At 62.8% G+C, this 23,131-nt stretch carries 23 protein-coding genes and 1 tRNA gene; 10 read left to right on the top strand and 14 right to left on the bottom strand.

Translation table 11 applies throughout. The annotated features are described in order from the left end of the window. Positions 1–9 precede the first annotated feature (9 nt). Both SynPROS71_RS00525 and SynPROS71_RS00530 read left to right on the top strand, forming a co-directional pair. Positions 10–234: a hypothetical protein gene (locus SynPROS71_RS00525; protein ID WP_186595957.1), complete on the top strand. Its 225-nt coding sequence runs from the start codon at positions 10–12 to the stop codon at positions 232–234. 125 nt (positions 235–359) lie between these two features. After that, positions 360–431: transfer RNA gene (locus SynPROS71_RS00530), tRNA-Gly, on the top strand. Positions 432–440: 9 nt separating this feature from the next. Here the strand turns inward: SynPROS71_RS00530 and SynPROS71_RS00535 are convergent. The 4 genes from SynPROS71_RS00535 to SynPROS71_RS00550 are packed head-to-tail and all read right to left on the bottom strand — an operon-like array spanning position 441 to position 2,431. Continuing rightward, positions 441–896 carry a GNAT family N-acetyltransferase gene (locus SynPROS71_RS00535; RefSeq protein ID WP_186595959.1) on the bottom strand — a complete coding sequence of 152 codons (456 nt, stop codon included), beginning with the start codon at positions 894–896 and terminating at the stop codon, positions 441–443. Between the two features lie 27 nt (positions 897–923). Further along, complete coding sequence (locus SynPROS71_RS00540; RefSeq protein WP_186595961.1) at positions 924–1,832, bottom strand: N-acetylmuramoyl-L-alanine amidase; 909 nt, start codon at positions 1,830–1,832, stop codon at positions 924–926. Between the two features lie 24 nt (positions 1,833–1,856). Further along, positions 1,857–2,201 (bottom strand): type II toxin-antitoxin system PemK/MazF family toxin, encoded by a 345-nt coding sequence (locus tag SynPROS71_RS00545; protein ID WP_186595963.1) that lies wholly within the window; start codon positions 2,199–2,201, stop codon positions 1,857–1,859. Next, on the bottom strand, positions 2,201–2,431 hold the full coding sequence (locus tag SynPROS71_RS00550) for an AbrB/MazE/SpoVT family DNA-binding domain-containing protein (protein WP_186595964.1): 231 nt from the start codon (positions 2,429–2,431) through the stop codon (positions 2,201–2,203). The genes SynPROS71_RS00545 and SynPROS71_RS00550 overlap by 1 nt, the downstream gene beginning before the upstream one ends. A gap of 85 nt (positions 2,432–2,516) precedes the next feature. On the opposite strand from SynPROS71_RS00550, the gene SynPROS71_RS00555 reads away from it, so the two are divergent. The 8 genes from SynPROS71_RS00555 (at position 2,517) to rfbB (ending at position 9,949) form a co-directional block, all read left to right on the top strand. Further along, positions 2,517–2,864, top strand: coding sequence for a nucleotidyltransferase family protein (locus SynPROS71_RS00555; protein WP_186595965.1), 348 nt, complete (start codon positions 2,517–2,519; stop codon positions 2,862–2,864). 10 nt (positions 2,865–2,874) lie between these two features. Continuing rightward, entirely contained in the window at positions 2,875–3,378 is a 504-nt protein-coding gene (locus tag SynPROS71_RS00560; protein WP_186595966.1) for a hypothetical protein, read from the top strand. A 31-nt stretch (positions 3,379–3,409) separates the two neighbouring features. Further along, on the top strand, positions 3,410–4,351 hold the full coding sequence (gene rfbA, locus SynPROS71_RS00565) for a glucose-1-phosphate thymidylyltransferase RfbA (RefSeq protein ID WP_186595967.1): 942 nt from the start codon (positions 3,410–3,412) through the stop codon (positions 4,349–4,351). Then, the gene (rfbC, locus tag SynPROS71_RS00570) at positions 4,341–4,958 is read left to right on the top strand and encodes a dTDP-4-dehydrorhamnose 3,5-epimerase (protein ID WP_186595968.1); all 618 of its coding nucleotides are present in this window, start codon (positions 4,341–4,343) and stop codon (positions 4,956–4,958) included. Before rfbA ends, rfbC begins: the two co-directional genes overlap by 11 nt. After that, entirely contained in the window at positions 4,955–5,842 is an 888-nt protein-coding gene (gene rfbD / locus SynPROS71_RS00575; RefSeq protein ID WP_186595969.1) for a dTDP-4-dehydrorhamnose reductase, read from the top strand. Before rfbC ends, rfbD begins: the two co-directional genes overlap by 4 nt. Continuing rightward, positions 5,835–7,184 carry a sugar transferase gene (locus SynPROS71_RS00580; RefSeq protein WP_186595970.1) on the top strand — a complete coding sequence of 450 codons (1,350 nt, stop codon included), beginning with the start codon at positions 5,835–5,837 and terminating at the stop codon, positions 7,182–7,184. Before rfbD ends, SynPROS71_RS00580 begins: the two co-directional genes overlap by 8 nt. Before the next feature lie 112 nt (positions 7,185–7,296). Beyond that, the gene (locus SynPROS71_RS00585; protein ID WP_222929536.1) at positions 7,297–8,805 is read left to right on the top strand and encodes a M10 family metallopeptidase; all 1,509 of its coding nucleotides are present in this window, start codon (positions 7,297–7,299) and stop codon (positions 8,803–8,805) included. Positions 8,806–8,845: 40 nt separating this feature from the next. After that, a complete protein-coding gene (rfbB, locus tag SynPROS71_RS00590; RefSeq protein ID WP_255442240.1) occupies positions 8,846–9,949 on the top strand; it encodes a dTDP-glucose 4,6-dehydratase in 1,104 nt (367 codons plus the stop codon). Here rfbB and SynPROS71_RS00595 read toward each other — a convergent pair. From SynPROS71_RS00595 to SynPROS71_RS00640, 10 genes are all read right to left on the bottom strand, one after another. After that, positions 9,946–10,941, bottom strand: coding sequence for a GDP-L-fucose synthase (locus SynPROS71_RS00595; protein ID WP_186595973.1), 996 nt, complete (start codon positions 10,939–10,941; stop codon positions 9,946–9,948). The two genes, rfbB and SynPROS71_RS00595, sit on opposite strands and share 4 nt — an antisense overlap. A gap of 14 nt (positions 10,942–10,955) precedes the next feature. Beyond that, positions 10,956–12,050, bottom strand: coding sequence for a GDP-mannose 4,6-dehydratase (gene gmd, locus SynPROS71_RS00600; protein ID WP_186595974.1), 1,095 nt, complete (start codon positions 12,048–12,050; stop codon positions 10,956–10,958). Between the two features lie 106 nt (positions 12,051–12,156). After that, positions 12,157–12,987 carry a calcium-binding protein gene (locus SynPROS71_RS00605; protein ID WP_186595975.1) on the bottom strand — a complete coding sequence of 277 codons (831 nt, stop codon included), beginning with the start codon at positions 12,985–12,987 and terminating at the stop codon, positions 12,157–12,159. 204 nt (positions 12,988–13,191) lie between these two features. Next, positions 13,192–14,052, bottom strand: coding sequence for a calcium-binding protein (locus tag SynPROS71_RS00610; RefSeq protein WP_186595976.1), 861 nt, complete (start codon positions 14,050–14,052; stop codon positions 13,192–13,194). Between the two features lie 157 nt (positions 14,053–14,209). After that, entirely contained in the window at positions 14,210–15,040 is an 831-nt protein-coding gene (locus SynPROS71_RS00615; RefSeq protein WP_186595977.1) for a calcium-binding protein, read from the bottom strand. A 151-nt stretch (positions 15,041–15,191) separates the two neighbouring features. After that, positions 15,192–16,361 carry a glycosyltransferase family 4 protein gene (locus tag SynPROS71_RS00620; protein WP_186595978.1) on the bottom strand — a complete coding sequence of 390 codons (1,170 nt, stop codon included), beginning with the start codon at positions 16,359–16,361 and terminating at the stop codon, positions 15,192–15,194. 3 nt (positions 16,362–16,364) lie between these two features. Further along, complete coding sequence (locus SynPROS71_RS00625) at positions 16,365–17,618, bottom strand: HlyD family secretion protein (protein ID WP_255442244.1); 1,254 nt, start codon at positions 17,616–17,618, stop codon at positions 16,365–16,367. After that, positions 17,611–20,619, bottom strand: coding sequence for a peptidase domain-containing ABC transporter (locus SynPROS71_RS00630; RefSeq protein WP_186595979.1), 3,009 nt, complete (start codon positions 20,617–20,619; stop codon positions 17,611–17,613). The genes SynPROS71_RS00625 and SynPROS71_RS00630 overlap by 8 nt, the downstream gene beginning before the upstream one ends. Next, the gene (locus tag SynPROS71_RS00635) at positions 20,616–21,359 is read right to left on the bottom strand and encodes a peptidylprolyl isomerase (RefSeq protein ID WP_186595981.1); all 744 of its coding nucleotides are present in this window, start codon (positions 21,357–21,359) and stop codon (positions 20,616–20,618) included. Before SynPROS71_RS00635 ends, SynPROS71_RS00630 begins: the two co-directional genes overlap by 4 nt. Further along, positions 21,359–23,083, bottom strand: a complete 1,725-nt coding sequence (locus SynPROS71_RS00640) for a tetratricopeptide repeat protein (protein WP_186595983.1) — start codon at positions 23,081–23,083, stop codon at positions 21,359–21,361. The genes SynPROS71_RS00635 and SynPROS71_RS00640 overlap by 1 nt, the downstream gene beginning before the upstream one ends. Positions 23,084–23,131: the final 48 nt, after the last annotated feature.

The raw sequence follows: 23,131 nt of genomic DNA on the forward strand, positions 1-23,131 counted from the left end.
TTAGACGAGGTGTTCAGTATTGCTGACCTTGCTTATTTGGTTCGTGACATCCTTGCGCCAGAGAAACCTGTTCGCGTTCTTGGCCAGCCCGCTCCAGGTGCTGTTCGCAATCGCTACGTACCTGACATCTCAAAGGCGCGTCATGGCCTTGGTCTTGAAGTGACGATTCCCTTGGCAACGGCCATCCAGCGCACAGGTGATGCCCTGCGGAAAAGAGCAGACACCAGCAGCTAAATCAGCCTTGTGTGGACTCCCACCATTGAGTCTCATCCCAACCCATCGCCCTAGCTGCTTGATCCCTGGGCCCTCGCTAGTGCATACTCTTCATGTCGCCGAGAGCACAGCTCCTGCGTCGACCTGCGGATGTAGCTCAGTGGTAGAGCATCTCCTTGCCAAGGAGAGGGTCGAGAGTTCGAATCTCTTCATCCGCTTGATCTGATTCATTGCCTGCGCACCAGTAGTTGTTGGGGGGTGGCTTCTTGAAATCCCAGTTGCTGGTAGAAACCGGCGCTGTTGGTTGTCATCAGATACACCCGCTCCGCCTGGCGGATTGTTTTGGCGCTGAGTAGGGCCTCCACCACGCGCCGGCCCAGGCCTCGGCCCTGGAGGTCGCCGGCTACCACCACATCCCAGAGCACGGCTCGGTGGATGCCGTCGCTGGTGGCCCGCCCAAAGCCCACCAGGCGTTTGCCGCGCCAGAGGCTCATCACCACGGTGCTGCCCTTGAGCATGCGCTTGAGCTGGCCTTGGCTGCGGCTCTCCGCCCAGAAAGCGTGTTTGCGGAACAGGCGCTGCAGCTTGAGCAGGCCTCGCGTGGGCCGCAGGTCTGGTCCCAGGCCAAACCAACGCAGCCCCGGAGCTCCGGGGGCATGTTCCACCAGGCGGTAGCGGGTCATGACGCCATCCTCCTATCCCCCTGGCTCCTAGCCGCCTCGCCGCTGCAGCAGCGTGAACGGCTCGTAACTCACGGAGATGCCGAATTCTTCGGCGAACTCCAGCACCCGGCACCAGGCGCGATCTTTAGCTTCGGACGGCCGCACGACGCCGGTAAGGATCACCGGCGCGTTGCCGGTTTGCAGGGTCATTGTGAACAGGGGCCAACCCACCGACGCCTGCACGCTGTCGTCCCGGTAGGTGGGAGCCACATCCAAGGCGCCGATCAGGATCCGGCGTTGGTTGGCATCCCAGGCATGGGGGATGGCGTAGCGCTCCAGAAGATCAGCGGCCAGGGCCCAGGAGCGCCCTTCGCTGTCGATCGCCACATCCAGAGCTTCGCCGCGTGCCTGGATTGTGGTGTTGCTCTTGAAGATGAGGCGGTCAGTGCTGGGGCTGGGCGTCTGGCTTGTGCCGCCAGCCATCAGCTCCCGGATCCGTCGCCGCAGCTGCTCACCGCCATCGAGGGGGCCGTTTTTCTCCAGCTGCAGCAGATCCCAGCGCTCACCCGTGCCGCCCCACACCACCGGCCCGTAGTTGTCGTGCATCACGCGGCCGTCTTTGTTGGAGGCGGCTTCCGCGTGGGTCATCACCCGCTGGATGGTGATGTCGCTGGCGCTCCAGCCCCAGCTCGTGGCGATCGCAGCGGTTTCCGCGCAGAGGCTTTCCAGCTGCGCCGGCGTAGGCGGCAGCGTCCAGGGATCAGGTTGACCGCCCATGCAGGCGCAGGAGAGGGCCACGGCATTGCTGTTGCGCGCCCAGGTGTGGGCCGGCAGATCCACACTGGTGGCATGCAGCCGGTGCACCCGGCCGTCGCCGCCAATGATCACGTGATAGTGGCCAGGCCGGATCCAGTCGTAGCCGGTGGCAGTCCAGTGCAGGTAGATCGTGGCGGCCATGGGCCTCGGCAAGCGAGTGGGCGTTCACTGCAGAGGTAACAACTGCCGCAGGCACTCGGCCACACCGATGCGGTCGCTCTTGGCCAAGGCACCCAGGCCGTTGAGGATCAATCGTTCATCCAGGCTGAAGAGTTTGAGCCGCACCATGCATGGCTTGGGTAACCCGGTGCCCTCCAACTCTTGAATCGACCAATCCAGCGGCCAGCTTGACTTTGTGGCGCTGGTCACCATGGCCAGCACCAAATGGCCGCTGTTGCTTTGAAAGTGTGGTGCCGAAACCACCAATGCAGGGCGCCGCTTCATCGTGGTGCGATCCGTGAAGGGAAATGGAACCCGTACCAGTGAAAACGTGGGGTAAGGCTCACTCATCACAGATCCGCGAAGGCTTCATCGTCAGCTGCGCTGGCCCAGTCCTGAAGGTTGGCTTCCAGCCCCTGCAGGTAGTCGAGATCAAGGGGTGAGACAAGCTTCACCCGTGCTGCGCCGTTCTCCACTTCCCAGGACAAACGATCGCCCTGGCGCAGCCCGAGCGCTTCCCGAATGGCTTTAGGCACCGTCACCTGTCCTTTGGCTGTGACGGTGGCGATGTCGATGGTCATGCAGGTTTCTTGATCCCGATAAAAACAAGTTAGCTGGAATGCGTCCTTACTCCTTACTTCTTGCGGTCCCAGTCAAAATGGGGCCATGACGGTTCATGCCCAGCACCATTGGCAGCAGCGCTTTGCTGCCGACAGGCAGCGCCTGGAGCGGCGCCGTGCCCAGGGGCTCGACCAGGCGCGGGAGGCTGCGTCCCTGTGGCGGCAACGCTGGCCCTCGATCACGCGGATCTGGTGCTTCGGGTCGGTGCTGGCCTCAGGCTTTCGCGAACATTCCGACTTGGATCTGTTGATTGAGGGCTTGCCGCCTGAAGGTTGGCTGGAGGCGGTGGCCCTGGCGGAGCGCCCTGGACCGCTCAGCGTTGATCTCAAGCGCGCCGAAGATCTGCCGCCTGATCTGCTGGCCCGTTTGCTGCGCCATAGCCAGGAGCTTTAAACCACCTGTCATGACCCCGTCCGACCTCCTGGAACTGCGCGACGACCTTTTGCGGGAAGAGCAGAGGCTCCAGAAGCTGGTGCAAGGCCTTGAGGCGATGGAGCCCCGTCTGCCCGATGGATCCGAGGTGGTTGAAGCCGCAGCACTGCGGCTGCACAGTTTTTACACCGGTGTGGAGCGATCCCTTCTGTTGGTGAGCAGGGTTGTGAATGGCGGCACGCCGGCGCGCGGTGAGGGCTGGCACCGGCGCTTGTTGGAGCGCATGGCCTTGCAAAGCGAAAGCCGACCCGCTGTGTTGAGGGAGCGCACGCAACAGCGGCTGCAGGAGTACCTGCGCTTTCGCCACCTGGTGCGCAATCTCTACGCCGATGAACTGCGGCCTGAACCCATCGCCTTGCTGATTCGCGATCTGCCGGCTGTGTGGGAGGCCCTGGCGGCCGACCTTCAGAGCTTTCGCGCCTGGCTGGTGCGGGTGGCCCAGCAGGACACGAACAGAGCGCCCATGCTGAAATAACGCCGGTTCAGCAGTTGGCGGCAGGGCGGTAATGACGCGCAAGGGCATCATCCTGGCGGGCGGCAGTGGCACCCGCCTGGCGCCGCTCACCACGGCGGTGAGCAAGCAGCTGATGCCGGTGTACGACAAGCCGATGATCCATTACCCCCTCAGCACCTTGATGCTGGCGGGGATCCGCGAGGTGCTGATCATCACCACCCCCCACGACCAGGCGGCGTTTCAGCGCCTGCTCGGCGACGGCAGCGCCTGGGGGATGACCATCGCCTACGCCGTGCAGCCCAGCCCCGATGGCCTGGCCCAGGCCTTTCTGATCGGCGCCGACTTCTTAGATGGATCGCCGGCCGCTTTGGTGCTTGGTGACAACCTCTTCCATGGCCATGAACTGATCCCCCAGTTGCAAGCCGCTGCCGCTCGCGACCAGGGGGGCACGGTGTTCGCCTATCCCGTGCGTGATCCGGAGCGCTACGGCGTGGTGGAGTTCGATGCCGAAGGCCGGGCCCTGAGCATCGAGGAGAAACCGGCCCAGCCCCGCAGCCGTTACGCCGTCACTGGTCTTTATTTCTACGACGCTTCGGTGGTGGAGCGGGCCCGTCAGGTGCGGCCATCGGCGCGGGGGGAACTGGAGATCACCAGTCTCAACCAGATGTATCTCGACGAGCAGAAGCTCACGGTGGAACTGATGGGGCGGGGCATGGCCTGGCTCGACACCGGCACCTTTGATTCCTTGCATGAGGCCGGGGCCTACATCCGCACCCTCGAGCACCGCCAGGGGCTCAAGGTGGGCTGCCCGGAGGAGGTGGCCTGGCGCCAAGGTTGGATCAACGACGATCAACTTGAGAGCCTGGCCCAGCCCCTGTGCAAGAGCGGCTACGGCGCCTATCTGCTGCAGATGCTCAAGGAGAGTGGCGGTGAGCATGCCCTGCTGCAGCGCAATCTGGAGGGGCAACCCCGGGAGCAGGTGCATGCCAGCTGAAGTGCTCCAAACCGCTGCGGGCCACCTCTTGCAGGGCCCCCTGCTGATCACTCCCCGGGTGTTCGCTGACGACCGCGGCTTTTTCTATGAGAGCTGGAACGAGCGCCGCTTCCGCGCTGAGCTGATCGATGCCGGTGTGCCCGCCGCGGAGGCGGAGGCGCTGGTGTTCCGCCAGGACAACCATTCCCGCTCCAGTCGCGGTGTGCTGCGGGGCCTGCACTACCAGTTGCCCCCCGAACCCCAGGGCAAGCTGGTGCGCTGCAGCGTGGGTGCCATCTTTGATGTGGCCGTGGATCTGCGCCGGGCCTCGCCCACCTATGGGCAGTGGGTGGGCGCCGAACTCAGCGCCGAAAACCATCAGCAGCTCTGGGTGCCGGTGGGCTTTGCCCATGGCTTCCTCACCCTCACGGATGTGGCGGAAGTGCAATACAAAGCCAGCGGCTTCTGGAACCGCGACTGCGAACGCTCCCTGCGCTGGGATGATCCGGCTTTGGCGATCGCCTGGCCTTTGGAGCAAGCAGGTGTGCCCGAGCCGCTGCTGGCGCCCAAGGATGCCGAAGCACCGCTGCTAGCCAGCGCGGAAGCTGCTGCTGAGGTGTTCCCGTGAAAGTGCTGCTCACCGGCGCCGGCGGACAGCTGGGCCAGGCCTTGATCGCCGCGTGCCCCCCTGGCATTGAACTGATCGCCACCGGCCGCGCAGAGCTCGATCTGGCCGATCCCCAGGCCTGCCGCGCCGCCGTGCACCGCCACCGGCCGGCCTGGGTGCTCAATGCCGGTGCTTACACCGCTGTGGACAAGGCCGAGAGCGAACCGGTTCTGGCTCAGGCCGTGAATGCTGGCGCTCCCGCGGCCTTGGCTCAGGCCTTAGCGGAAACGGGCGGGCGCATGCTGCAGCTGAGCACGGATTTCGTGTTCAACGGAGCCCAGGGGCAACCCTGCCAGCCCGATCAGCCCTGCGATCCCCTCGGGGTGTACGGCACCACCAAGGCCGCCGGCGAGCAGGCCGTGGCGAAGCAACTGGGAGCCGACGACGGGGGCCGGGCCGCCATCCTGCGCACCAGCTGGGTGTATGGCCCGGTGGGCCGCAACTTCCTGCTCACCATGCTGCGCCTGCACCGCCGCAACGCCGAAGCGGGCCAGCCCCTGCGGGTGGTGGCTGATCAGGTGGGCTGCCCAACGGCCACCCCGGGCTTGGCCGCTGCCTGCTGGGCGCTGATCCAGCAGAACCTCAGCGGATGGCAGCACTGGAGTGATGCCGGTGCCGCCAGCTGGTACGACTTTGCGGTGGCCATCGGCGAGCTCGCTGCGGCCCGGGGCCTGATCCCCGCAGCGGCGGCGGTGCAGCCGATCACCACTGCGGAGTACCCCACCCCGGCCCAGCGTCCTGCCTATTCCCTGCTGGCCTGCGAGGCCACCCGCGCCCAGCTGGGGTTGCCTGCCCGGCACTGGCGCCAGGCCCTTGCGGAGGTGATCGCCTGTGTGGATGCATGATCCGCGCACGCTGCTGCTGCGGGCCCTGCTGCTCGACTGGCTCGGTCAGGTCCTGATCCTGGCCCTGATTCTCTCGATGCCGGCCTGGACCGGCGTTGCCCTGGGCGGCGAGAGCCTTCAGGGGCAGGGGCCCTGGTTGGTGTTCGTGCTGCTGCTCTATCCCCTGCTGGGCTGGTTGTTCGGTAGCTACACCGTGCTGCGCTGGCGGCGGCTGGCTTTGCCCGTGCTGCTGCAGCGCCTGCTGATCACCGCGGCCGTCACCTTGATGGTGGTGGCGATCGCCCGTTGGTTGATTAACCCCAGCGAGGCGGTGTGGTTGGTGTACCGGCGGGTGCAGCTGCTCTGGATCGGGGCGCTCACCCTCTGGGCGCTGGCGGTGCGCGTGGGGCTGCGCCGGGGGCTGTTGCTGCCTGAGGCGCCGCGCATGCTGCTGCTTGCCCAGCCCCAGGAGCTGGACACGGTGCTGGGGGCCTGGCGGCGGGTACCTCAGCGCCAGCGTTTGCGCCCGGTGGATGCCAAGATCCTGGCCCAGCAGCTCGATCAGACCGAGGAGCCGATCCTGGTGGCACTCAGCCAGGCGGTGCGCCAGGACCCGGGGCTGCGCCCCTTGCGCGCCAGCCTGGAGATGCGCGATCCGCGCCAGGTGCGTGCACTCTCGGTGCTGAGCCTGTTTGAGCAGCAGCAGGAGCGCTTGCCGCCGGTGCTCATGGCTGACACCGTGCTCGCCTACGACGACCTGCCCTGGGCCGCCACCTTCAGTGTGCAGGCCCAGCTCAAGCGCATGGCCGATCTGTTGGTGGCGGCCGTGCTGTTGCTGCTCACCGCTCCCTTCGTGCTGCTTGCGGCATTGCTGATCTGGCTGGAAGACCGCGGGCCGGTGGTTTACGCCCAGCAGCGCAGCGGTTGGTTGGGCCGGCCCTTCACGGTGTACAAGCTGCGCACGATGACGGTGCAGCCAGCGAATGCCCCGGCCCGCTGGACCCAGCCTGGCGATCAACGCATCACAGCGGTGGGGGGCTGGTTGCGGCGGGTTCGACTCGATGAACTGCCCCAGTTGCTCAATGTGCTCAACGGGGAGATGAGCCTGATTGGCCCGCGCCCGGAGCGCCCGGAACTGGAGGAGGAACTGGAGCAGCGCATCCCCCATTACCGCAAACGTCACTGGATGCGACCGGGCTTAAGCGGTTGGGCCCAAGTGTGCGCGCCCTATGCCAGCAGCATCGAGGATTCCGATCTCAAGCTCTCCTACGACCTTTACTATCTGCGGCACTTCAGCACCTGGCTGGATCTGGTGATCCTGCTGCGCACCGTGAAAACCGTGCTCAAGGCTGGCGGCCGCTGAGCCCTCATCGCTCAGCTCTCAGCCAGTACTCAGACGCTGTTCACAGTTCAGACACATCCCTTTGGGCTGATCTCGGTACCTTGGGTCTGCTATTGCCAACTGTTGATTTCCCATGTGCATGCTCTGCAACCAGGCCCGGGCGCAGCGCTTTGCGGCGGGCAGGCGCGGTGACGGCACACCGGTGTATTCCTTATCCATCGCCCCCGAGGGGCTGATCGACAACAGCAACGCCGCGTACACCGAGCGCGCCACGGCGACCGACGGGGTGCTGGATTACTACCTGCACACCCCGGGCGGCGCCGTCACCGTGGCTGGCGGCGGCTTCGGGGAGCAGACGATCGAATCGGTGGGAATTTCTGCGGCCGATCAGGACTATTTCCGCTCGGTGGTGGAGCGTCTCGACGCCATCCTCGATCTGGATTTTCGTGAATCCAGCACGGCTGCTGGTGCGGATGTGGATCTCTTCTACGACATGGAGATCAACCTGGGCGGGGGCGGCAACACCCTCGGTTTGGCCACCACTTCCGGCCTCGGTGGCTGGGAACTGTTCGTGAACTATCCCGAGGTGGAGTTCGACGAGAACTACCGCCGCTACGTGCTGATCCATGAGCTCGGCCACGCCCTCGGCCTCGAGCATCCTTTCGAGGATGGTGATGGCGACACGGTGAACGGCAGCACCGATCCCTGGGCCAGTGCCTTCCCGGAAGATACGGTCATGGCCTATCGCAACCCTAAGGGCGGCAATTGGCCCGAGTTCTTCACCGATAACGACCTCAACGCCCTGATTTCGCTCTGGGGTACGGAAAGCGACAGCGACAGCACCAGTCAGTTGCTGGTGGCCTCAGGCGGCATGGAAGTGTCGGCGCTGATGAGTCAGTGGCTTGGGTTTGAGAAGAGCAACCTGCAGGTGCTGGATGACGGCGGGCGCACGGTTGAGGTTCGCACCAGCAGCTGGACCTCCACCCTGGCGGTGAACCGCATCGCCCGTGCCGGCACGGGTGGGAACGATCTCAAGGCCAAGCAGCTCAGCTTTGATCGATCCCAACTCCCGAATTCTCAGAGCATTGAGGTGGCCGCTTCGATTCTCGAAGGCAGCGATCAAGGCGAAATCCTGCGTGGCCTCGCCGGCTGGGACATCATCGATGCCAAAGGCGGTGATGATCTGGTGCGCGGCGGCAATGGCCGCGACATCCTCATGGGCGGCACTGGCGCTGATGAGCTCCACGGTGATTTCGGTTGGAACACCTACACCGATCAGCGCGATGGCTCGAGCGATCTGATCGCGATTAAGTCCGATCAGTTCCTTGAGAATTACTGGTACGGCAAAGCCGGCAACAGTCCCAATGGCGAAAAGGCCGACATCATTGAAGGCCTTGATGCCTTTGATCAGATCCGCATCCTCGGGGTGAGCACCGATCGTTTGTCGTTTGCTGAGGCCTCAGCCCGTGGCCTCTCCGGCCTGGGGATTTTCGCTGATGGCAGTTTGGAAGCGCTCTACACCGGCTCCAGCCTCAATCTGGAGCAGCTTGCTGCCATCACCACTGGCGATGCCTCCGAGGCGGTGATGAACAACCAACTCTGGAGCTACCGCTTTGGGTCGGAGGCACCGCCCCTGGCTTGAGCGGGCTGCGTAAGCTCGCCGCACCATTCGCCTAAGCGTTGTGTCCTGTGTGCCTGCGTCGGTTCAACGGGTGCTGGTCACCGGTGGTGCCGGCTTCATCGGCGGCGCGGTCGTCCGCCGTTTGCTCACAGACAGCCAGGCGCAGGTGTTCAACCTCGACAAGCTCGGTTACGCCAGTGATCTGAGCAGCATTGAGGCTGTGCTCAAGGATCTCGGGCCAGACGCCGCCGAACGCCATGTGCCCCAGCAGGTCGACCTGGTGGATCCGGTGGCCACGGCAGCGGCCGTGCAGCAGGCCGATCCCGATCTGGTGCTGCACCTGGCGGCGGAAAGCCATGTGGACCGCTCGATCGATGGCCCGTCCGCGTTTCTAGACAGTAACGTCTCCGGTACGTTCTCGTTACTTCAGGCCTGCCTTGCCCACTGGGAGGCTCTGCCTCAGGAGCGTCAGCAGGCCTTCCGTTTCCAGCACATCAGCACCGATGAAGTGTTCGGCTCTCTCGGGGCCACGGGCCGTTTCTCGGAGACCACCCCCTACGACCCGCGCAGTCCCTATTCCGCCAGCAAGGCCGCCAGCGACCATCTCGTGAGTGCCTGGCATCACACCTATGGGTTGCCGGTGCTGCTCACTAACTGCAGCAACAATTTCGGCCCCTGGCAGTTCCCGGAAAAGCTGATCCCGGTGGTGATCCTCAAGGCCCTGGCTGGTGAGCCGATCCCCCTCTACGGCGATGGTGCCAACGTGCGCGATTGGTTATTCGTAGACGATCACGTGGATGCCCTGCTGCTGGTGGCGTCCCAGGGGCAGATCGGCCGCAGCTACTGCGTGGGCGGCCATGGGGAGCGCAGCAACCGCGAGGTGGTGGAGACCATCTGCGCCTTGCTCGATCAGGCGTGCCCCAGTGCTGCGCCCCATGCAGACCTGATTACCCTGGTGAAGGATCGGCCCGGACACGACCGCCGTTATGCGATTGATCCCAGCCGCATCACCACCGAGCTGGGCTGGCAGCCGCGCCACCGCTTTGAGCAGGGGCTGGAGGCCACGGTGCGCTGGTATCTCGAGCATCAGCATTGGTGTAGCACCGTGCGCAGCCGCGCCGGCTACGGCGGGGAGCGCATCGGCTCAGGCTTTCAAAGGCCCTAACCGCGCAGGCTGCCGTCGTTGAGGTGAGCGCAGAAATCCTCATAGGCCAGGGGTAAGCCTTCTGAAAGGGCAATGCGTGCACGCCAGCCCAGCTGGCTGAGCCGGCTCACGTTCAGTTGTTTTTTGGGGGTGCCATCGGGCTTGCTGGTGTCCCAGTGGATTGCACCTTGAAAGCCCACTGTGGCCGCCACCTGTTCGGCAAGTTCACGAATCGAGAGATCGATGCCCGTGCCCACGTTCAGGAAGGCGAGTGGCTCGCCCTGGTCATCACAGGGAGCGTTCGAGCCAAGCGTTGACCAATGCTCGAGGGCGAACACGCAGGCTTCGCCGAGATCGTCGGCGTGCAGGAATTCGCGCAGGGGTGTGCCGCTGCCCCAGCAGGTCACCGCGGCGGCGCCGGCTTGTTTGGCTTCATGGAAGCGGCGGATCAGGGCCGGCAGCACATGGCTGCCGGTGGGGTGGTAGTTGTCGCCGGGCCCGTAGAGATTGGTGGGCATCAGGCTGATGGCATCAAAGCCGTGCTGGCGGCGCAGGGCCTCACCGAGCTTGATGCCGGCAATTTTGGCGATGGCGTACCAGGCATTGGTGGGCTCAAGAGCGCCGGTGAGCAGGGCCTCCTCGCGGATCGGTTGCGCGGCGAATTTGGGATAGATGCAGCTGCTGCCCAGAAACAGCAAGCGGCGTACGCCGGCGCGCCAGGCCGCCTCGATCACCTGGGTTTCGATGCGCAGGTTCTGGAGCAGGAAATCGGCGGGGCGGCTGCGGTTGGCCTCGATGCCGCCCACGGTGGCAGCCGCCAGCACCACCACATCGGGTTGCTGGGTCTGCATCCAGGCGGACACAGCGGCATCATCAAGCAGGTTGAGCTCCTGGCGGCTGGGGGTGAGCTGCTCGTGGTACCCGGCGCGGGTAAGGGCACGGCTGATGGCACTGCCGGCCATGCCGCGGGCACCGGCAATGAAGATGCGATCGCTGGGGCGCAAGAGAGCCATGGCTGGGGAGTGGGTCATTCGCGGGCGCTGGCCACCTGGAAGCCCTTGCGCTTGAGGTAGGCCTCTTTGCGCGCTTCGTCTTGATCGCTGTGGATCATGTCGGTCACCAGCTCCTCGAGAGTGGTAGTGGGGGTCCAGCCCAGCAGCGCCTGGGCCTGGCTTGGATCCCCGAGCAGGGTCTCCACTTCTGCCGGGCGGAAATAACGGGGGTCGATGCGCACCACCACAGCGCCGGTGTCGCTGCGGCGGCCGGTTTCCTCGATGCCGCTGCCCTCCCAGCGGATCGGACCCCAGCCCAGGGCACTGGCGGAGAGCTCAATGAAGCGGCGCACCGATTCCTGGCGGCCGGTGGCGATCACGAAATCCCGTGGCTGCTCCTGCTGGAGCATGCGCCACTGCATCTCCACGTAATCGCGGGCGTGGCCCCAGTCGCGCAGGGAGTCGAGATTGCCCATGTAGAGGCACTGATCGAGCCCGGCATCGATGCGGGCGAGACCGCGGGTGATCTTGCGCGTCACGAAGGTTTCGCCGCGGCGCGGACTTTCGTGATTAAAGAGGATGCCGTTGCAGGCATACATCCCGTAGGCCTCGCGGTAATTCACGGTGATCCAGTAGGCGTAGAGCTTGGCCACGCCGTACGGACTGCGCGGGTGGAAGGGGGTGGTTTCCTTTTGGGGCACCTCCTGCACAAGGCCATAGAGCTCGGAGGTGGAGGCCTGATAGATGCGTGTTTTGCCTGTGAGGCCGAGGATGCGCACGGCCTCGAGGATGCGCAGGGTGCCGAGGGCATCCACGTTGGCGGTGTATTCAGGGGCCTCGAAACTCACCGCCACATGGCTCTGGGCGCCGAGGTTGTAGATCTCATCAGGCTGTACCAGCTCGATGATGCGCTGCAGGTTGCTGCCGTCGGAGAGATCGCCGTAATGCAGGGAGAGGTGCCGATCCAGATCGTGGGGATCTTGATAGAGGTGATCGATCCGGGTGGTGTTGAAGGAGGAGGCCCGGCGCTTGATGCCGTGCACCTGGTAGCCCTTTTCCAACAGCAGTTCCGCCAGATAGCTGCCGTCCTGGCCGGTGATGCCGGTGATCAGAGCGACAGGTGGGGCCATGGGCGTTGCAGATCGACAGTTTCCATCCATTGTCCCCTGCGCCAAGACAAAACCCCCTGCCTGTGAGGGCAGAGGGCATCGCGTTTGGCAGAGAGGAAGGGGTTGCTTAGACGCCAAAGCTGTTGAGCAGGTTGGGGTCTTGGGTGAAGGCCTGGGCGTTGCCATCGGCTGCAGCGAGGATGTCGGAGGCGGTCTGGCCAATCAGAATCTGTTCTTGATTGGGGAAGAAGCCCGGGCTCTCGAGGATGCCGGCGTACTGAGGGCCGAGATCGGTCATCACCTCCACGAGGTAGTCACCGTTGTTCCAAACCAGGTTCACATCGAAGCTGGAGTCCACCCCGGTGATCACCAGGTAATCATTTGCGGCGAAATCGGTGATGCGATCGGCTTCTGCGGCGTTGGGGGTGAGGTTGCTGAGGCCAGTGCTGCTGCTGGTGTCGGTGCGGAGCACAAAGAAATCGCTGCCGGCACCACCTTTCATTGTGTCGGTGCCGAAGTCGCCAACCAGGAGGTCACGCTTGTTGCCGCCTTGCAGGAAGTCGTCGCCTTTGCCGCCGCGGAGAATGTTGCTTCCAAAAGCGGAGCCATAGACAAGGTCTTCTCCGAGGTCGCCAAAGAGCATGTCGTTGCCTCCTATTTTGCCGTAAATCCTGTCGTCGTCTTTGCCGCCACGCAGATAATCACGACTGCTGTTTAGGCCTTGGAGGCGGTCATTGCCTCGGTTGCCATTGGCGATGTTGTCCCAGCCGGGTGAATCAAAGCTGGTGCCGACGTAGCGATCATCGCCGCTGTGCAGCAGGGTGTACTTGCCGCGGATCAGATCCGAGGCGTCGTTGACATTGACAACATCGTTGCTGTTGGAGTAGTTGACAGTTTCGCTTTCAATTTGGAACTGGTTGGCTTCATCGGTTGCGTTGTAAATCGGAGCGAAGACCATGATGAGAAAGGGGAATGAAGGAGAGAAGAGGTGAGGCGGAGGGGTGGAGTTGTTCCTCCGATGCACTTACTGTCGTTCGAGACTTTCTCTGGGTTGATGATCAGGATCAGGCGCGGCTGTGATCTTGCTCACAGGGGGTATTGAGGCATGAAAAAGCCCCCTGCTTGTGAGAGCAGAGGGCTGACTCAGCACGGTCGTTGCGACTCAGATGCCAAAAGTGTTGAGCAGGTTGGGATCGATGCCGAATGCATTCGTGTCCCCACTGGCCGCAGCGAGGATCCGATCGGCTGTGTCGCCAACCAAAATGCGAGTTTTATCGAAGCCAACTGGAGCTGTCAGTTTGCCGGCGTAGAGGCTGGTGAAATCAGGTTGGATGACTTTGATGAATATGTCCGCGCCGCTGTATTGAAGACTGATCTGGTCTGTTGAGCTGATTCCTGTCAGAACAACATAGTCCCCTTCTGTGTTGTCAAAGTCTTGGATGATATCTACTTCGGCGGCATTTGCGCTTAGGTTACTGAGGCCTGAGCTGCTGCTGGTGTCGGTGCGGAGCACAAATAAATCGCTGCCGCCGTTGCCTCTCAATTCGTCTTTGCCGAAGTCGCCGACCAGGAGGTCGCGCTTGTCATAGCCAACAAGTAAATCATTGCCTTTGCCGCCACGAACAATGTTTTCGCCAGTGAGTGAGCCGTAAACAAGGTCATCGCCTGCATCGCCTAAGACAAAATCATTGCCTCCCTCTCGCCCCCAAATATTGTCATCATCCTTGCCGCCTCGTAAAAAGTCGCGGCTGTTGTTTAGGCCCCGCATGAAGTCGGATCCTTTGTTGCCATTGGCGATGTTGTCCCAAACAGAGGAATCAAAATCAGTGCCGTAGTATTCATCTGCGCCATCATGCAACAGCACGTATTTTCCGCGGATTGCCTCAGGAAAAGCACTGTTGTCTCCAGGAAGGCCAATCACATCATTGGAGGTTGAATATTGAACAACGTTGTCAACAAAGTCAAAGACGTTTTGGGTGGATGTCGGCTTGTATTGATCGGGAAACGAAGGATTGAAGCTCATGTGCCTTGCTTGTGCCTATGGAGCGCTCCTTAACTGTGTTGGTGGTGAGCTGAAGGGTTGGTGTGTTCCAGGAAGTTTTAAGAATTTGATGGGTCGCGAAAAACCCCCTGCCAGTGATGGCAGAGGGCGTCGCGTTTGGCGGAGAGGAAGGGGTTGCTTAGACGCCAAAGCTGTTGAGCAGGTTGGGGTCTTGGGTGAAGGCCTGGGCGTTGCCATCGGCTGCAGCGAGGATGTCGGAGGCGGTTTGGCCGATCAGGATCTGTTCTTGATTGGGGAAGAAGCCAGGGCTCTCAATGATGCCGGCGTACTGAGGACCACCTTCGGTGATCACCTCCACGAGGTAGTCGCCGTTGTTCCACACCAGGTTCACATCGAAGCTGGAGTCCACCCCGGTGATCACGAGGTAATCATTCGCGGCGAAATCGGTGATGCGATCGGCCTCTGCGGCGTTGGGGGTGAGGTTGCTGAGGCCAGTGTTGCTGCTGGTGTCGGTGCGGAGCACAAAGAAATCGCTGCCGGCACCACCTTTCATTGTGTCGGTGCCGAAGTCGCCAACCAGGAGGTCACGCTTGTTGCCACCAAGGAGGGTGTCATCACCTTTGCCGCCGCGGATGATGTTGCTGCCCCAGTCGGAGCCGGCGACAACGTCTTCTCCGAAGTCGCCAAAGAGCATGTCGTTGCCACCAGTGTTGCCGTAAATCTTGTCGTTGTCTTTGCCGCCACGCAGGTAGTCGCGGCTGTTCAGCCTGCCTTCAAGGTAATCATTGCCTCGGTTGCCATTGGCGATGTTGTCCCAGCCGGGTGAATCAAAGCTGGTGCCAAAGAACTGATCATCACCGCTGTGCAGCAGGGTGTACTTGCCGCGGATCAGATCCGAGGCGTTGTTCACGTCGACAACATCGTTGCTGTTGGAGTAGTTGACAGTTTCGCTTTCAATTTGGAACTGGTTGGCTTCATCGGTTGCGTTGTAAATCGGAGCGAAGACCATGATGAGAAAGGGGAATGAAGGAGAGAAGAGGTGAGGCGGAGGGGTGGAGTTGTTCCTCCGATGCACTTACTGTCGTTCGAAACTTTCTCTGGGTTGATGATCAGGATCAGGCGCGGCTGTGATCTTGCTCACAGCTCGAACGCTGCCTGGATCAGCTCCTGGGTGTGGTGTGGAACAGCTGCTCCAGCTTGCAGGCCATGGCCGTCACACTGAAGTGCTGGCGTACCCTCTGCTCGCCTGCCTGTTGCAGACGCAGGAGTAAATCAGGGTCGGTGGCCAGGCGCGTGAGCTGGTCGGCCAGGGCGTAGGCGTCCTCCGCTGCAAATGTCAGGCCGCTGATCTCGGGTTCGAACAGCTCTGCAGCACCGCCAGCACCGCTGCTCACCAGGGTGACACCACTGGCCATCGCTTCGGCGGCCACGATGCCAAAGGCTTCCGGGAAGATCGATGGAAACACACAGGCGTGCTGGAGCCGGAAGAAACGGGCCAGTTGGCTGCGGTTGAGTTCGCCCACGAAAGAGGTCTGCTCCTGCAGGTTGTGGCGTTCGATGTACACGTCCATGGCGTGGGCGTAAGCGCGGGCAAAGCGTTTGCCCGCAAAGCTGGCCACGATCGGCACCCCCCGTTCCTTGAGCAGGCGCACCGCTTTCAGCAGGGTGTGCGCGCCCTTGGAGCTAATGATCAGCCCGGCAAATCCAACACGCAGCGGTTGCTGGTTGAGGCCTCCGGGGGGTGGAGGCAGCGGCCTGCCTTCGGTTGCGGCTGCACCGAATAGGTCATCACGGCATCCCGGGTACACCACGGCATCAGGATCCACGCGAAAGCCATGCCTGATCTGGGCGGCGCGCACGGCTTCACTGGCCGCCACCATGCGGTAGGAAGCCATGGGTGGAGCATGTTTGGCCTCGTAGGGCTCCACCACAAAGCCGATGTGATGGAGCACGGGCAGTCCCGCTTGCATCAGCGTGGGTAGCAACTCCACGCCGAGAAGGTCCATATTGCCCAGCAGCACGCCATCCCAGCGGTGCCGTTGCAGCCACTGCTGCAGGCGGGCGCAGTTGCGGGCATCAATGCTTCGCCGCTTGGGCCAGTTGAACTCATGATTGATGCCGTTGCAGAAATTTCCCTTGAGCTCCAGCTGCCGTTCCACCGGTTCGCCGCTGGGCCCATGGCTGCTCGGTCCGAGATAGGGGGCATCGCCGCTCAGCACCTGGATGCGGTGGCCCCGTGCTTGCAACCCCCACACGAAATCGGCCATGGCGCGGCCGTACCCCCCCAGCTCCTGAGGGGGGTAGAGGTTGGTGATCACCAGCAGGTCCATGGATCAGCGGAACTGCTTCACGCCATCGAGCTGTTTGGTGAACATGTCGCTCACCAGGGTGATCACGGGCCGCGAACGCAACTTGATGTTGGCGGTTACGGCCATGCCGCTTTGAAGATTGAGTTTGCGGCCACCCGATTCCACGGTCTGTTCCTTCAGGCTGATGGTGGCCGGGAACCGAGACATGCCATTGGTGCTGTCGGGAGGCAGGGCATCGGAGCCCAGCGAGGTGAGCGTGCCCTGGATGTAGCCGAATTCACCGGCAGGGAAGGAGTCCACGGCCACGGTGGCGGGAAGTCCAGGTTTGATGAAGCCCACATCACTGTTGCTGATGGCCACCTGAGCCTGCAAGCGTTCGCTGGGCACGATGTCCATCACCACCTGATCGGTGGCCACGAAACCTGAGGGGCTCACCTGCACATTGAAAATCGTGCCGCTGATCGGAGCCTTCACCGTTCGGTAGGAGAGGGTTTCGTTGACTTGATTAAGGGTGGCTTTCAGATTGGCGAGATCCCGGTTGTTCTGGTTGATCAGGCCGGCCACGCTGCCGATCACACTCTCCCGTTCTTCATTGAGAGAGGAGATTTCGCTGGTTTGTTCCTGGATCACATTCAGTTGCTGCAGGTACTGAATGCGGGAGTAACCACCGTTTTCAAACAGCGGCTTGAGGTCGTCGGCGATCCGTTGGGAGAGCGCCAGGGTTTCACGCCGACTTTTCAGGCGCACATCGATCTGTTTGAGGCGCGCCTTGATCTGCTGGGTTTGCTGCAGGGCCGTGGTCACCTTCTCCTGCAGAGCAGGAGCAAGATTGGTGGGGGCTTCCAGGGTGGTGCCCAGGGATTCGCTGCTGCCATTGCTGTCGAGCAGACGTTGCAGGGAGCGGTTCTGAGCCTCGAGCAGGGCGATCGTGGTGAGGGTGGATTGGCGTTGACTGCGAATCCCCTCGGCTTCCACCTCCAGCAAGGGTTGGCCGGCTGTAACGGTTTCACCGTCTCGCACCAGAACCTTGCTCACCACGCCTGAGGCTGGTGAATCCACCTCGCGCACACTGCCGGCGGGTTCCAGTTTGCCGCGCACACTGATGGTTTGATCCACTTTCGCGCTGAAACCCCAGATCAGCACCGATCCGAAGATGGCGGAGCTCAGCCACACGAGCGTCGACGACCAGTGCCGGCCCTGTTCCACAACCGCGGAACTGCCTTCCCAAGGTTTGTGACCCTTCGGGAGCGGGGTGATGGAGGTGGAGGGATCAGTCAAGGCCGGTGTCCTGCTGGGTGTAGAGGGCGAAGTAACGACCTTCCTGCTCGAGGAGTTCGGCGTGGCTTCCTTGTTCCACGAGCGACCCCTGATCCATCATCAGGATCACGTCCGCGGCGCGGATGGTTGACAACCTGTGGGTGATGAAGAAAACGGTGCTGCCCTCGAAGGCTTTTTTCAGATTGAGGCATACCTGACGCTCCGTGATGTAGTCAAGAGCGCTGGTGGCCTCATCGAGGATCAGCAGCCGCGGGCGTTGCAGCACGGCGCGGGCGATGGCGATGCGCTGGCGTTGTCCGCCAGAAAGCGCGCTGCCCCGTTCGCCCACCCGGCTGCCGTAGCCCTGGGGCAACTCCATGATGAAGTCGTGGGCGCAGGCCACCTTGGCGGCATAGGTGATTTCTTCGCTGGTGGCCTCCGGCGCGGTGAGCGTGATGTTCTCGCGCACTGTGCCATCGAACAGAAGGCTGTCCTGGGGGACGATGCCGATCTGCCGGCGGATCGAGCTCAGCTCCAGCTTGTTGATGTCGTAGCCGTCGATCAGAATCCTGCCTGCTTCAGGCTCATACAACCGCGGCAGCAGCTTCATGATCGTGCTCTTGCCGCTGCCGCTGCGGCCCACGATTCCAGCAAATGAACCGGCGGGAACGCTGAAACTCACATTTTTCACCACGTAGGGAGCCCCTTCGTTGAAGCGGAAATCCACGCCTTGGAAGCTCACCTCTCCGGCCACAGGCGGCAGGGGCAATTGATCTCCCGACTCGGTTTCGCCTTCGGCCTTGGCATCCACCACATCGCTGAGACGTTCAATCGAGAGCGCCACCCCTTGAAAGCTCTGCCATGAGGTGGCCAGGCGCAGCAGCGGGCCCACCACATAACCGGAAATGATCCGGAAGGCGATCAGCTGGCCGATCGTCAGCTCGCCCTTGATCACCAGGAAGGCCCCCACCCAGAGGGTGAGCAGGCCGGTGAGTTCGTTGAGAAAGCTGCCCGCGGTTCCTGTGCTCACCCCGATCAGCAGGGTGCGGAAGCTTTCGCTCATGAAGGCGGAGTAGTTGCGCTGCCAGCGCCAACGCATGTTCATCTCGGCGTTCTGCGCCTTGATCGTTTGCACACCATTGAGGGCTTCCACCAGCTGGCTCTGGGTGACGGCATTTTTTTCCGCCGCCTTGCGCAACTGGCTGCGGATGATCGGTGAGGCCAGCAAGGTGAGTCCCAGAAATAACGGCACTACACCCAGCGACACCACGGTGAGCACGCCGCTGTAAGCCACCATCACGCCGATGTAGATCACGGAGAACACCGAATCCAGCAGCAGGGTGATGGCGGTGCCGGTGAGGAAGCCCCGGATGTTGGCGAGCTCACCGAGCCGCGTCTGCAGTTCACCCACCGGTCGCTTGTCGAAGTAGCGCAAGGGCAGCCGCAGCAGGTGCTGGATCACTTCGCCGCCGAGGGCGATGTCGATGCGATTGGTGGTGTCGGCGAAGAGATAGGTGCGCAGGGCACCAAGCAGTCCCTGAAACACAGATACAATCAGCAGAAGCATCCCCAGCACGTAGAGCGTGTCGAGGTTCTGCTGAGCGATCACCTTGTCGATGATCTGCTGGATGATCAGTGGGTTGGCCAGGGTGAGCAGCTGCAGGATCAGCGAGGCCACCAGCACTTCGATCAGGCTGCGCCGGTATTTGCGCAGTTGGGGGAGGAACCAGCCGAAACCCAACTTGCGGCGCTGGGAATCAGCTCCGGGTGTGACCACCAGCATCCTGAGGCCCTCATTCGGTGCTCCCAGTTCCGACACGGGAAAGCGCACCCGCCCGAACTCCGGGATCACGCCGAGAACTTCACCGGCCACCACCTTGTAAAGAACGGTGGGTTGGTTCTGAACCAGGGCCACACAGGGCGTACTGGCACGGTGGATCTGATGCACGGCGATGTCCACCTGGTTCACCCGGAAGCTGGCGAAGCTGAGCAGCTCGCCCATGCTTTGCAAACTCGCGGGCCGGTCGCGCAGTTTTTCCTTGGTGATGCGTTCCAGCACATCGCGGCGGAACGGCATGCCGTGGAAGGCACACAGCATGTCGATGCAGGCCAGGGCCTGGGCCACCGGACCAATGCCCGTGCGCACGGGCAGGCGATCGAGTTTGGGGCCCAGCCCGCTGCCATCAGCGGCGGATGGGGTGCTGGTGGTGATGGCGCCGGTGGGTTCAGGCGCGGCCATGTCGGCATAGCGATCGCCCTGCCAGAGGTTGGTGCTACTGATCTGATTCACTACATCCGGAGATTCCAGAGGAGGGCTCAACTCCCGCTCCCAGGCCTCCGCATCGATGCGCAGCAGACGCAGGGATTGGTTCTCGGCCAAGGCCGCCAGCTGCTTTGGATCCACCGGCTCACCGATGCGGATGTCTGCGGCCTGGTCTGCGCAGGGGAGACTGTCCCAAAGCCAGATCGCTTCTGGCGTTTCAGCTGGCAACCGGCGAAGTCCTCGGGCCTGGATCACCTGCATGTGGGGCAACAGCCGCCGCAGCACCTCCCGTTCGTCGGGGTCAGCGTGAGGGCGCTTGCGTAGGGAGGGTTCGAGGGCCGTGATGATTTCGGCCGGAGAATTGTTGCGATCCACCCAGGCTCTCAGGGAGTCGGACGACTCAGCCAGGGCGAGGAAGGTGTCGGCGGGAATGCCGATCAGTTTCAAGGGCGTTGAGGCGGTCAGCCACTCACAGGGATGATTGCAGGCCAGGCCAGCCCAGCCCACCAGGTCACCGGGATGGCACAGCGCCAAGGTGAGCGGGCGGCGCACGCCCGGGTCGTTGTGCAGGAGTCGGCCCCGCCCCTCCACGATCGCGTACACCTGCTCGGGCATGCGATCGGCTTTGAGCAACTCCTGGCCGGTGCTGCAGGAGAACGGTTGGGCTTGCTCACTGAGCAGTTTGAGATCGCCCTCGCTCAGATGGGCGAAGGCTTCGAAACGACGAAGCAGGCCTTGGAGTGTTTCGACGGTGCTCATGGGGATGGATCGTAATGCAACTCCTCGGGCTGCTCACCCTCGAGAACGGCCTGGCAGCGCGCCTGCAGCCACTGATCCAGCTGCTCCTGCAGCAGGCGTTGGCGCATGCCCTCATCCAGGCGTGCCGGGGTGAGTTTCTCCAGGCGCAGCAGCAGCACCCAGGGGCCGAGGGCTTCAGGGGGCCTGAGGTCTCCGGGTTGCATGTGGCGCAGTCGCTCAGCCAGTTCCGGTTGCAGATCACCCAGTGCCATGGGCCCCAGCAGGCCACGGCTGCTGGCTTCAGGACCATCGCTGTGCTGGGCAGCGGCATCGGCAAAGCTGATCTCCCCTTCACTGATCTGAATCCAGAGCTCCCTGGCCAGCCCGGGATCGCGCACGCGCAGCAGGGAATAGAGCGCGGTGTCGAGGTTGCTTTTGCGGGTGAGGAAATGCTCTTCCAGGCCCGGCCCGAAGCGCTGCTCCGAGAAGCATTTCAACGCTTCTGGACGGGCGAGATGGAGGAGCAGATCCTCCTGGCTCCAGTGTTTGCGTTCCAGCCAGGCCTGGAGATCCTCGTCGCTCTGCAGCGACTGCTGCTCACGGAACCGCTGTTCCAGATCGTCGAGGCAAGCATCGCTGAGGTTCACAAGCGCCGTGATCTCTTCTTCGATGCAGCGTTTGAGCAGGGTGGGGGCCAGCTCCTGACGGCGGATCAGGCCCTGCAGGGCTTCGTCCTCGATGGTCCAGTGTTGCCACTGCATCAGCGCACCTCCTGGGCCAGGGCGTTGAGATCGAGGCCGAGCACCTCGCCTAGGGCGTCCACCACCCCATCGATGGCGCTGCTCCAGTCGTGGCGTTTGGGTTGGCGGAACAGGCGCATGCTGCTGTACCAAGGGGAATCCGAGCGATCCCGCAACCAGCGGAAGTCGGCATTGTTGGGGAGTAACACCCAGGTGGGCAGATCCAGGGCTGCAGCCAGGTGGGCCACGGCGGTATCCACGCTGATCACCAGATCCAGCTGGCTCACCACATGGGCGGTGTCGCCGAAGTGATCCAGGCGTCCGTTCCAGTCTACGAGCCCCTCCAGGTGCTGGTAAGGAGCCAGTTCATCCGCATCGCTGCCCACCTGCAGGCTGTGCAATTCGATCAGGTCGTTGCTCAGAGCTGGCAACAGTCTGGGCAGGAGCAGTTTGAGGGGCAGGCTCTTTTGGCGATACATCGCCTTGTTGCCGGGATTGCTGGCCCACACCAGGCCCACGGCGATCCCCCCTGGGGGAGCTGGCACCAGCAGCTGGGCTGGAGGTGGGCCTGGCGGCCTTAGGTAGGGGGTTGCTGAAGGGATGGTGCTGAGCGTGGTGCGCAGGAGCCGGGGCAGGCTGAGCAGGGCCAGGTGCGGGGCTGTTTTCAGGTCTTCATCGAGGGCTGTGTCATCGCACACTGTGAGGCCTGGAGGTCCCCATTCCTGCACAAGCGGGATCAGGGTGCGGCGAGTGGCAAACACAAACGACACCCCCAGCGCCTGCAGGATCGGCAGGTAACGCAGGAACTGAATCACGTCCCCCAGTCCCTGTTCGGTCCACACCAGGCAACGGCGCTGCTCACGGGCCAGCGCCTGCAGCTGCTCCATGGTCAACACCCAGGGCCCGCTGCAGGGGGGTTGTTTGCCGCTGAATTGTTTGGTGGTGAAGCGCGTTTCGTACAGCCGCCAACCTTCGTCGTAGTCGCCCAGCAAGAGCAGGGTGAGGGCCATGTTGAACACCGCTTCCGGTGAGCTTGGATCGAGGGCGCTGCCGCGTTGCAGAGCTTCGAGCGCTTCCTCCGGCTTCAGTTCCTCCAGCAGGGCCATGCCCACATTCACCCAGCCTTCGGCGTGGTGCTGGTCCACCTGGATCGATTGCAAATAACAGCGTTTGGCCAGGTCGAAGTGTTCGCGTGCATGGGCAATCAGCCCGAAATTGCACCACACATCGGCGTTGCAGGGATCCAACTGCAGGCTGTTCTGCAGGGCCATTTCGGCTTCATCCAGCCGGTCCCGTTCGCGCAGGGCGATGCCGTAGTTGTGCCAAACCTGTGCTCCATTGGCATCGAGCGCGAGGCTGCGTTCATAGGCGAGCACGGCCTTGTCGTACTGATCCAGGTCGCTGTAGTGATTGCCCAGGTTGTAGTGGGCGTCGCTGCGCTCGGGCAGCAGGCTGGTGGCGCGCAGCAGGGCCTGTTCCGCTTCTTGGTGGTGGTTGGCCAGCTTGCGGGCGCAGAGGCCGGCGATGAGCCAGGCATTGCCGTCGTTCTGGAGATGGCTGCTGAAGCTGCGGTGCAGTTCGTAGCCCTCCTGGAAACGCTTCAGCATCCAGAGAGCGGCGGAGGCCACCACGGCCCATTCGGCCGATGCATGCTCCTGATCAAGCTCTGCACGGGCTTGGTTGAGGGCCGTCTCGGCCTTCAGGGAGCCTTCAGAAAGAGCAAGCAGGCAGTCTCCAGGCCCCACATCCGTCGGTTCGATCGAACGTAGACCTTAAGTTGAGCTGATCCGCTG

Origin of the sequence: Synechococcus sp. PROS-7-1 (assembly GCF_014279795.1) — a bacterium.
Lineage (GTDB): Bacteria > Cyanobacteriota > Cyanobacteriia > PCC-6307 > Cyanobiaceae > Synechococcus_C.

Coding starts and splice junctions, on each gene's coding strand:
- SynPROS71_RS00540 (WP_186595961.1), bottom strand. CDS start 1,832: ATGGCCGCCACGATCTACCTGCACTGGACTGCCACCGGCTACGACTGG.
- SynPROS71_RS00545 (WP_186595963.1), bottom strand. CDS start 2,201: ATGAGTGAGCCTTACCCCACGTTTTCACTGGTACGGGTTCCATTTCCC.
- SynPROS71_RS00635 (WP_186595981.1), bottom strand. CDS start 21,359: ATGCAGTGGCAACACTGGACCATCGAGGACGAAGCCCTGCAGGGCCTG.
- SynPROS71_RS00580 (WP_186595970.1), top strand. CDS start 5,835: ATGCATGATCCGCGCACGCTGCTGCTGCGGGCCCTGCTGCTCGACTGG.
- SynPROS71_RS00620 (WP_186595978.1), bottom strand. CDS start 16,361: ATGGACCTGCTGGTGATCACCAACCTCTACCCCCCTCAGGAGCTGGGG.
- SynPROS71_RS00585 (WP_222929536.1), top strand. CDS start 7,297: ATGTGCATGCTCTGCAACCAGGCCCGGGCGCAGCGCTTTGCGGCGGGC.
- SynPROS71_RS00630 (WP_186595979.1), bottom strand. CDS start 20,619: ATGAGCACCGTCGAAACACTCCAAGGCCTGCTTCGTCGTTTCGAAGCC.
- SynPROS71_RS00550 (WP_186595964.1), bottom strand. CDS start 2,431: ATGACCATCGACATCGCCACCGTCACAGCCAAAGGACAGGTGACGGTG.
- SynPROS71_RS00535 (WP_186595959.1), bottom strand. CDS start 896: ATGACCCGCTACCGCCTGGTGGAACATGCCCCCGGAGCTCCGGGGCTG.
- SynPROS71_RS00560 (WP_186595966.1), top strand. CDS start 2,875: ATGACCCCGTCCGACCTCCTGGAACTGCGCGACGACCTTTTGCGGGAA.
- SynPROS71_RS00595 (WP_186595973.1), bottom strand. CDS start 10,941: ATGGCTCTCTTGCGCCCCAGCGATCGCATCTTCATTGCCGGTGCCCGC.
- SynPROS71_RS00610 (WP_186595976.1), bottom strand. CDS start 14,052: ATGAGCTTCAATCCTTCGTTTCCCGATCAATACAAGCCGACATCCACC.
- SynPROS71_RS00605 (WP_186595975.1), bottom strand. CDS start 12,987: ATGGTCTTCGCTCCGATTTACAACGCAACCGATGAAGCCAACCAGTTC.
- gmd (WP_186595974.1), bottom strand. CDS start 12,050: ATGGCCCCACCTGTCGCTCTGATCACCGGCATCACCGGCCAGGACGGC.
- rfbC (WP_186595968.1), top strand. CDS start 4,341: ATGCCAGCTGAAGTGCTCCAAACCGCTGCGGGCCACCTCTTGCAGGGC.
- SynPROS71_RS00615 (WP_186595977.1), bottom strand. CDS start 15,040: ATGGTCTTCGCTCCGATTTACAACGCAACCGATGAAGCCAACCAGTTC.
- SynPROS71_RS00555 (WP_186595965.1), top strand. CDS start 2,517: ATGACGGTTCATGCCCAGCACCATTGGCAGCAGCGCTTTGCTGCCGAC.
- rfbA (WP_186595967.1), top strand. CDS start 3,410: ATGACGCGCAAGGGCATCATCCTGGCGGGCGGCAGTGGCACCCGCCTG.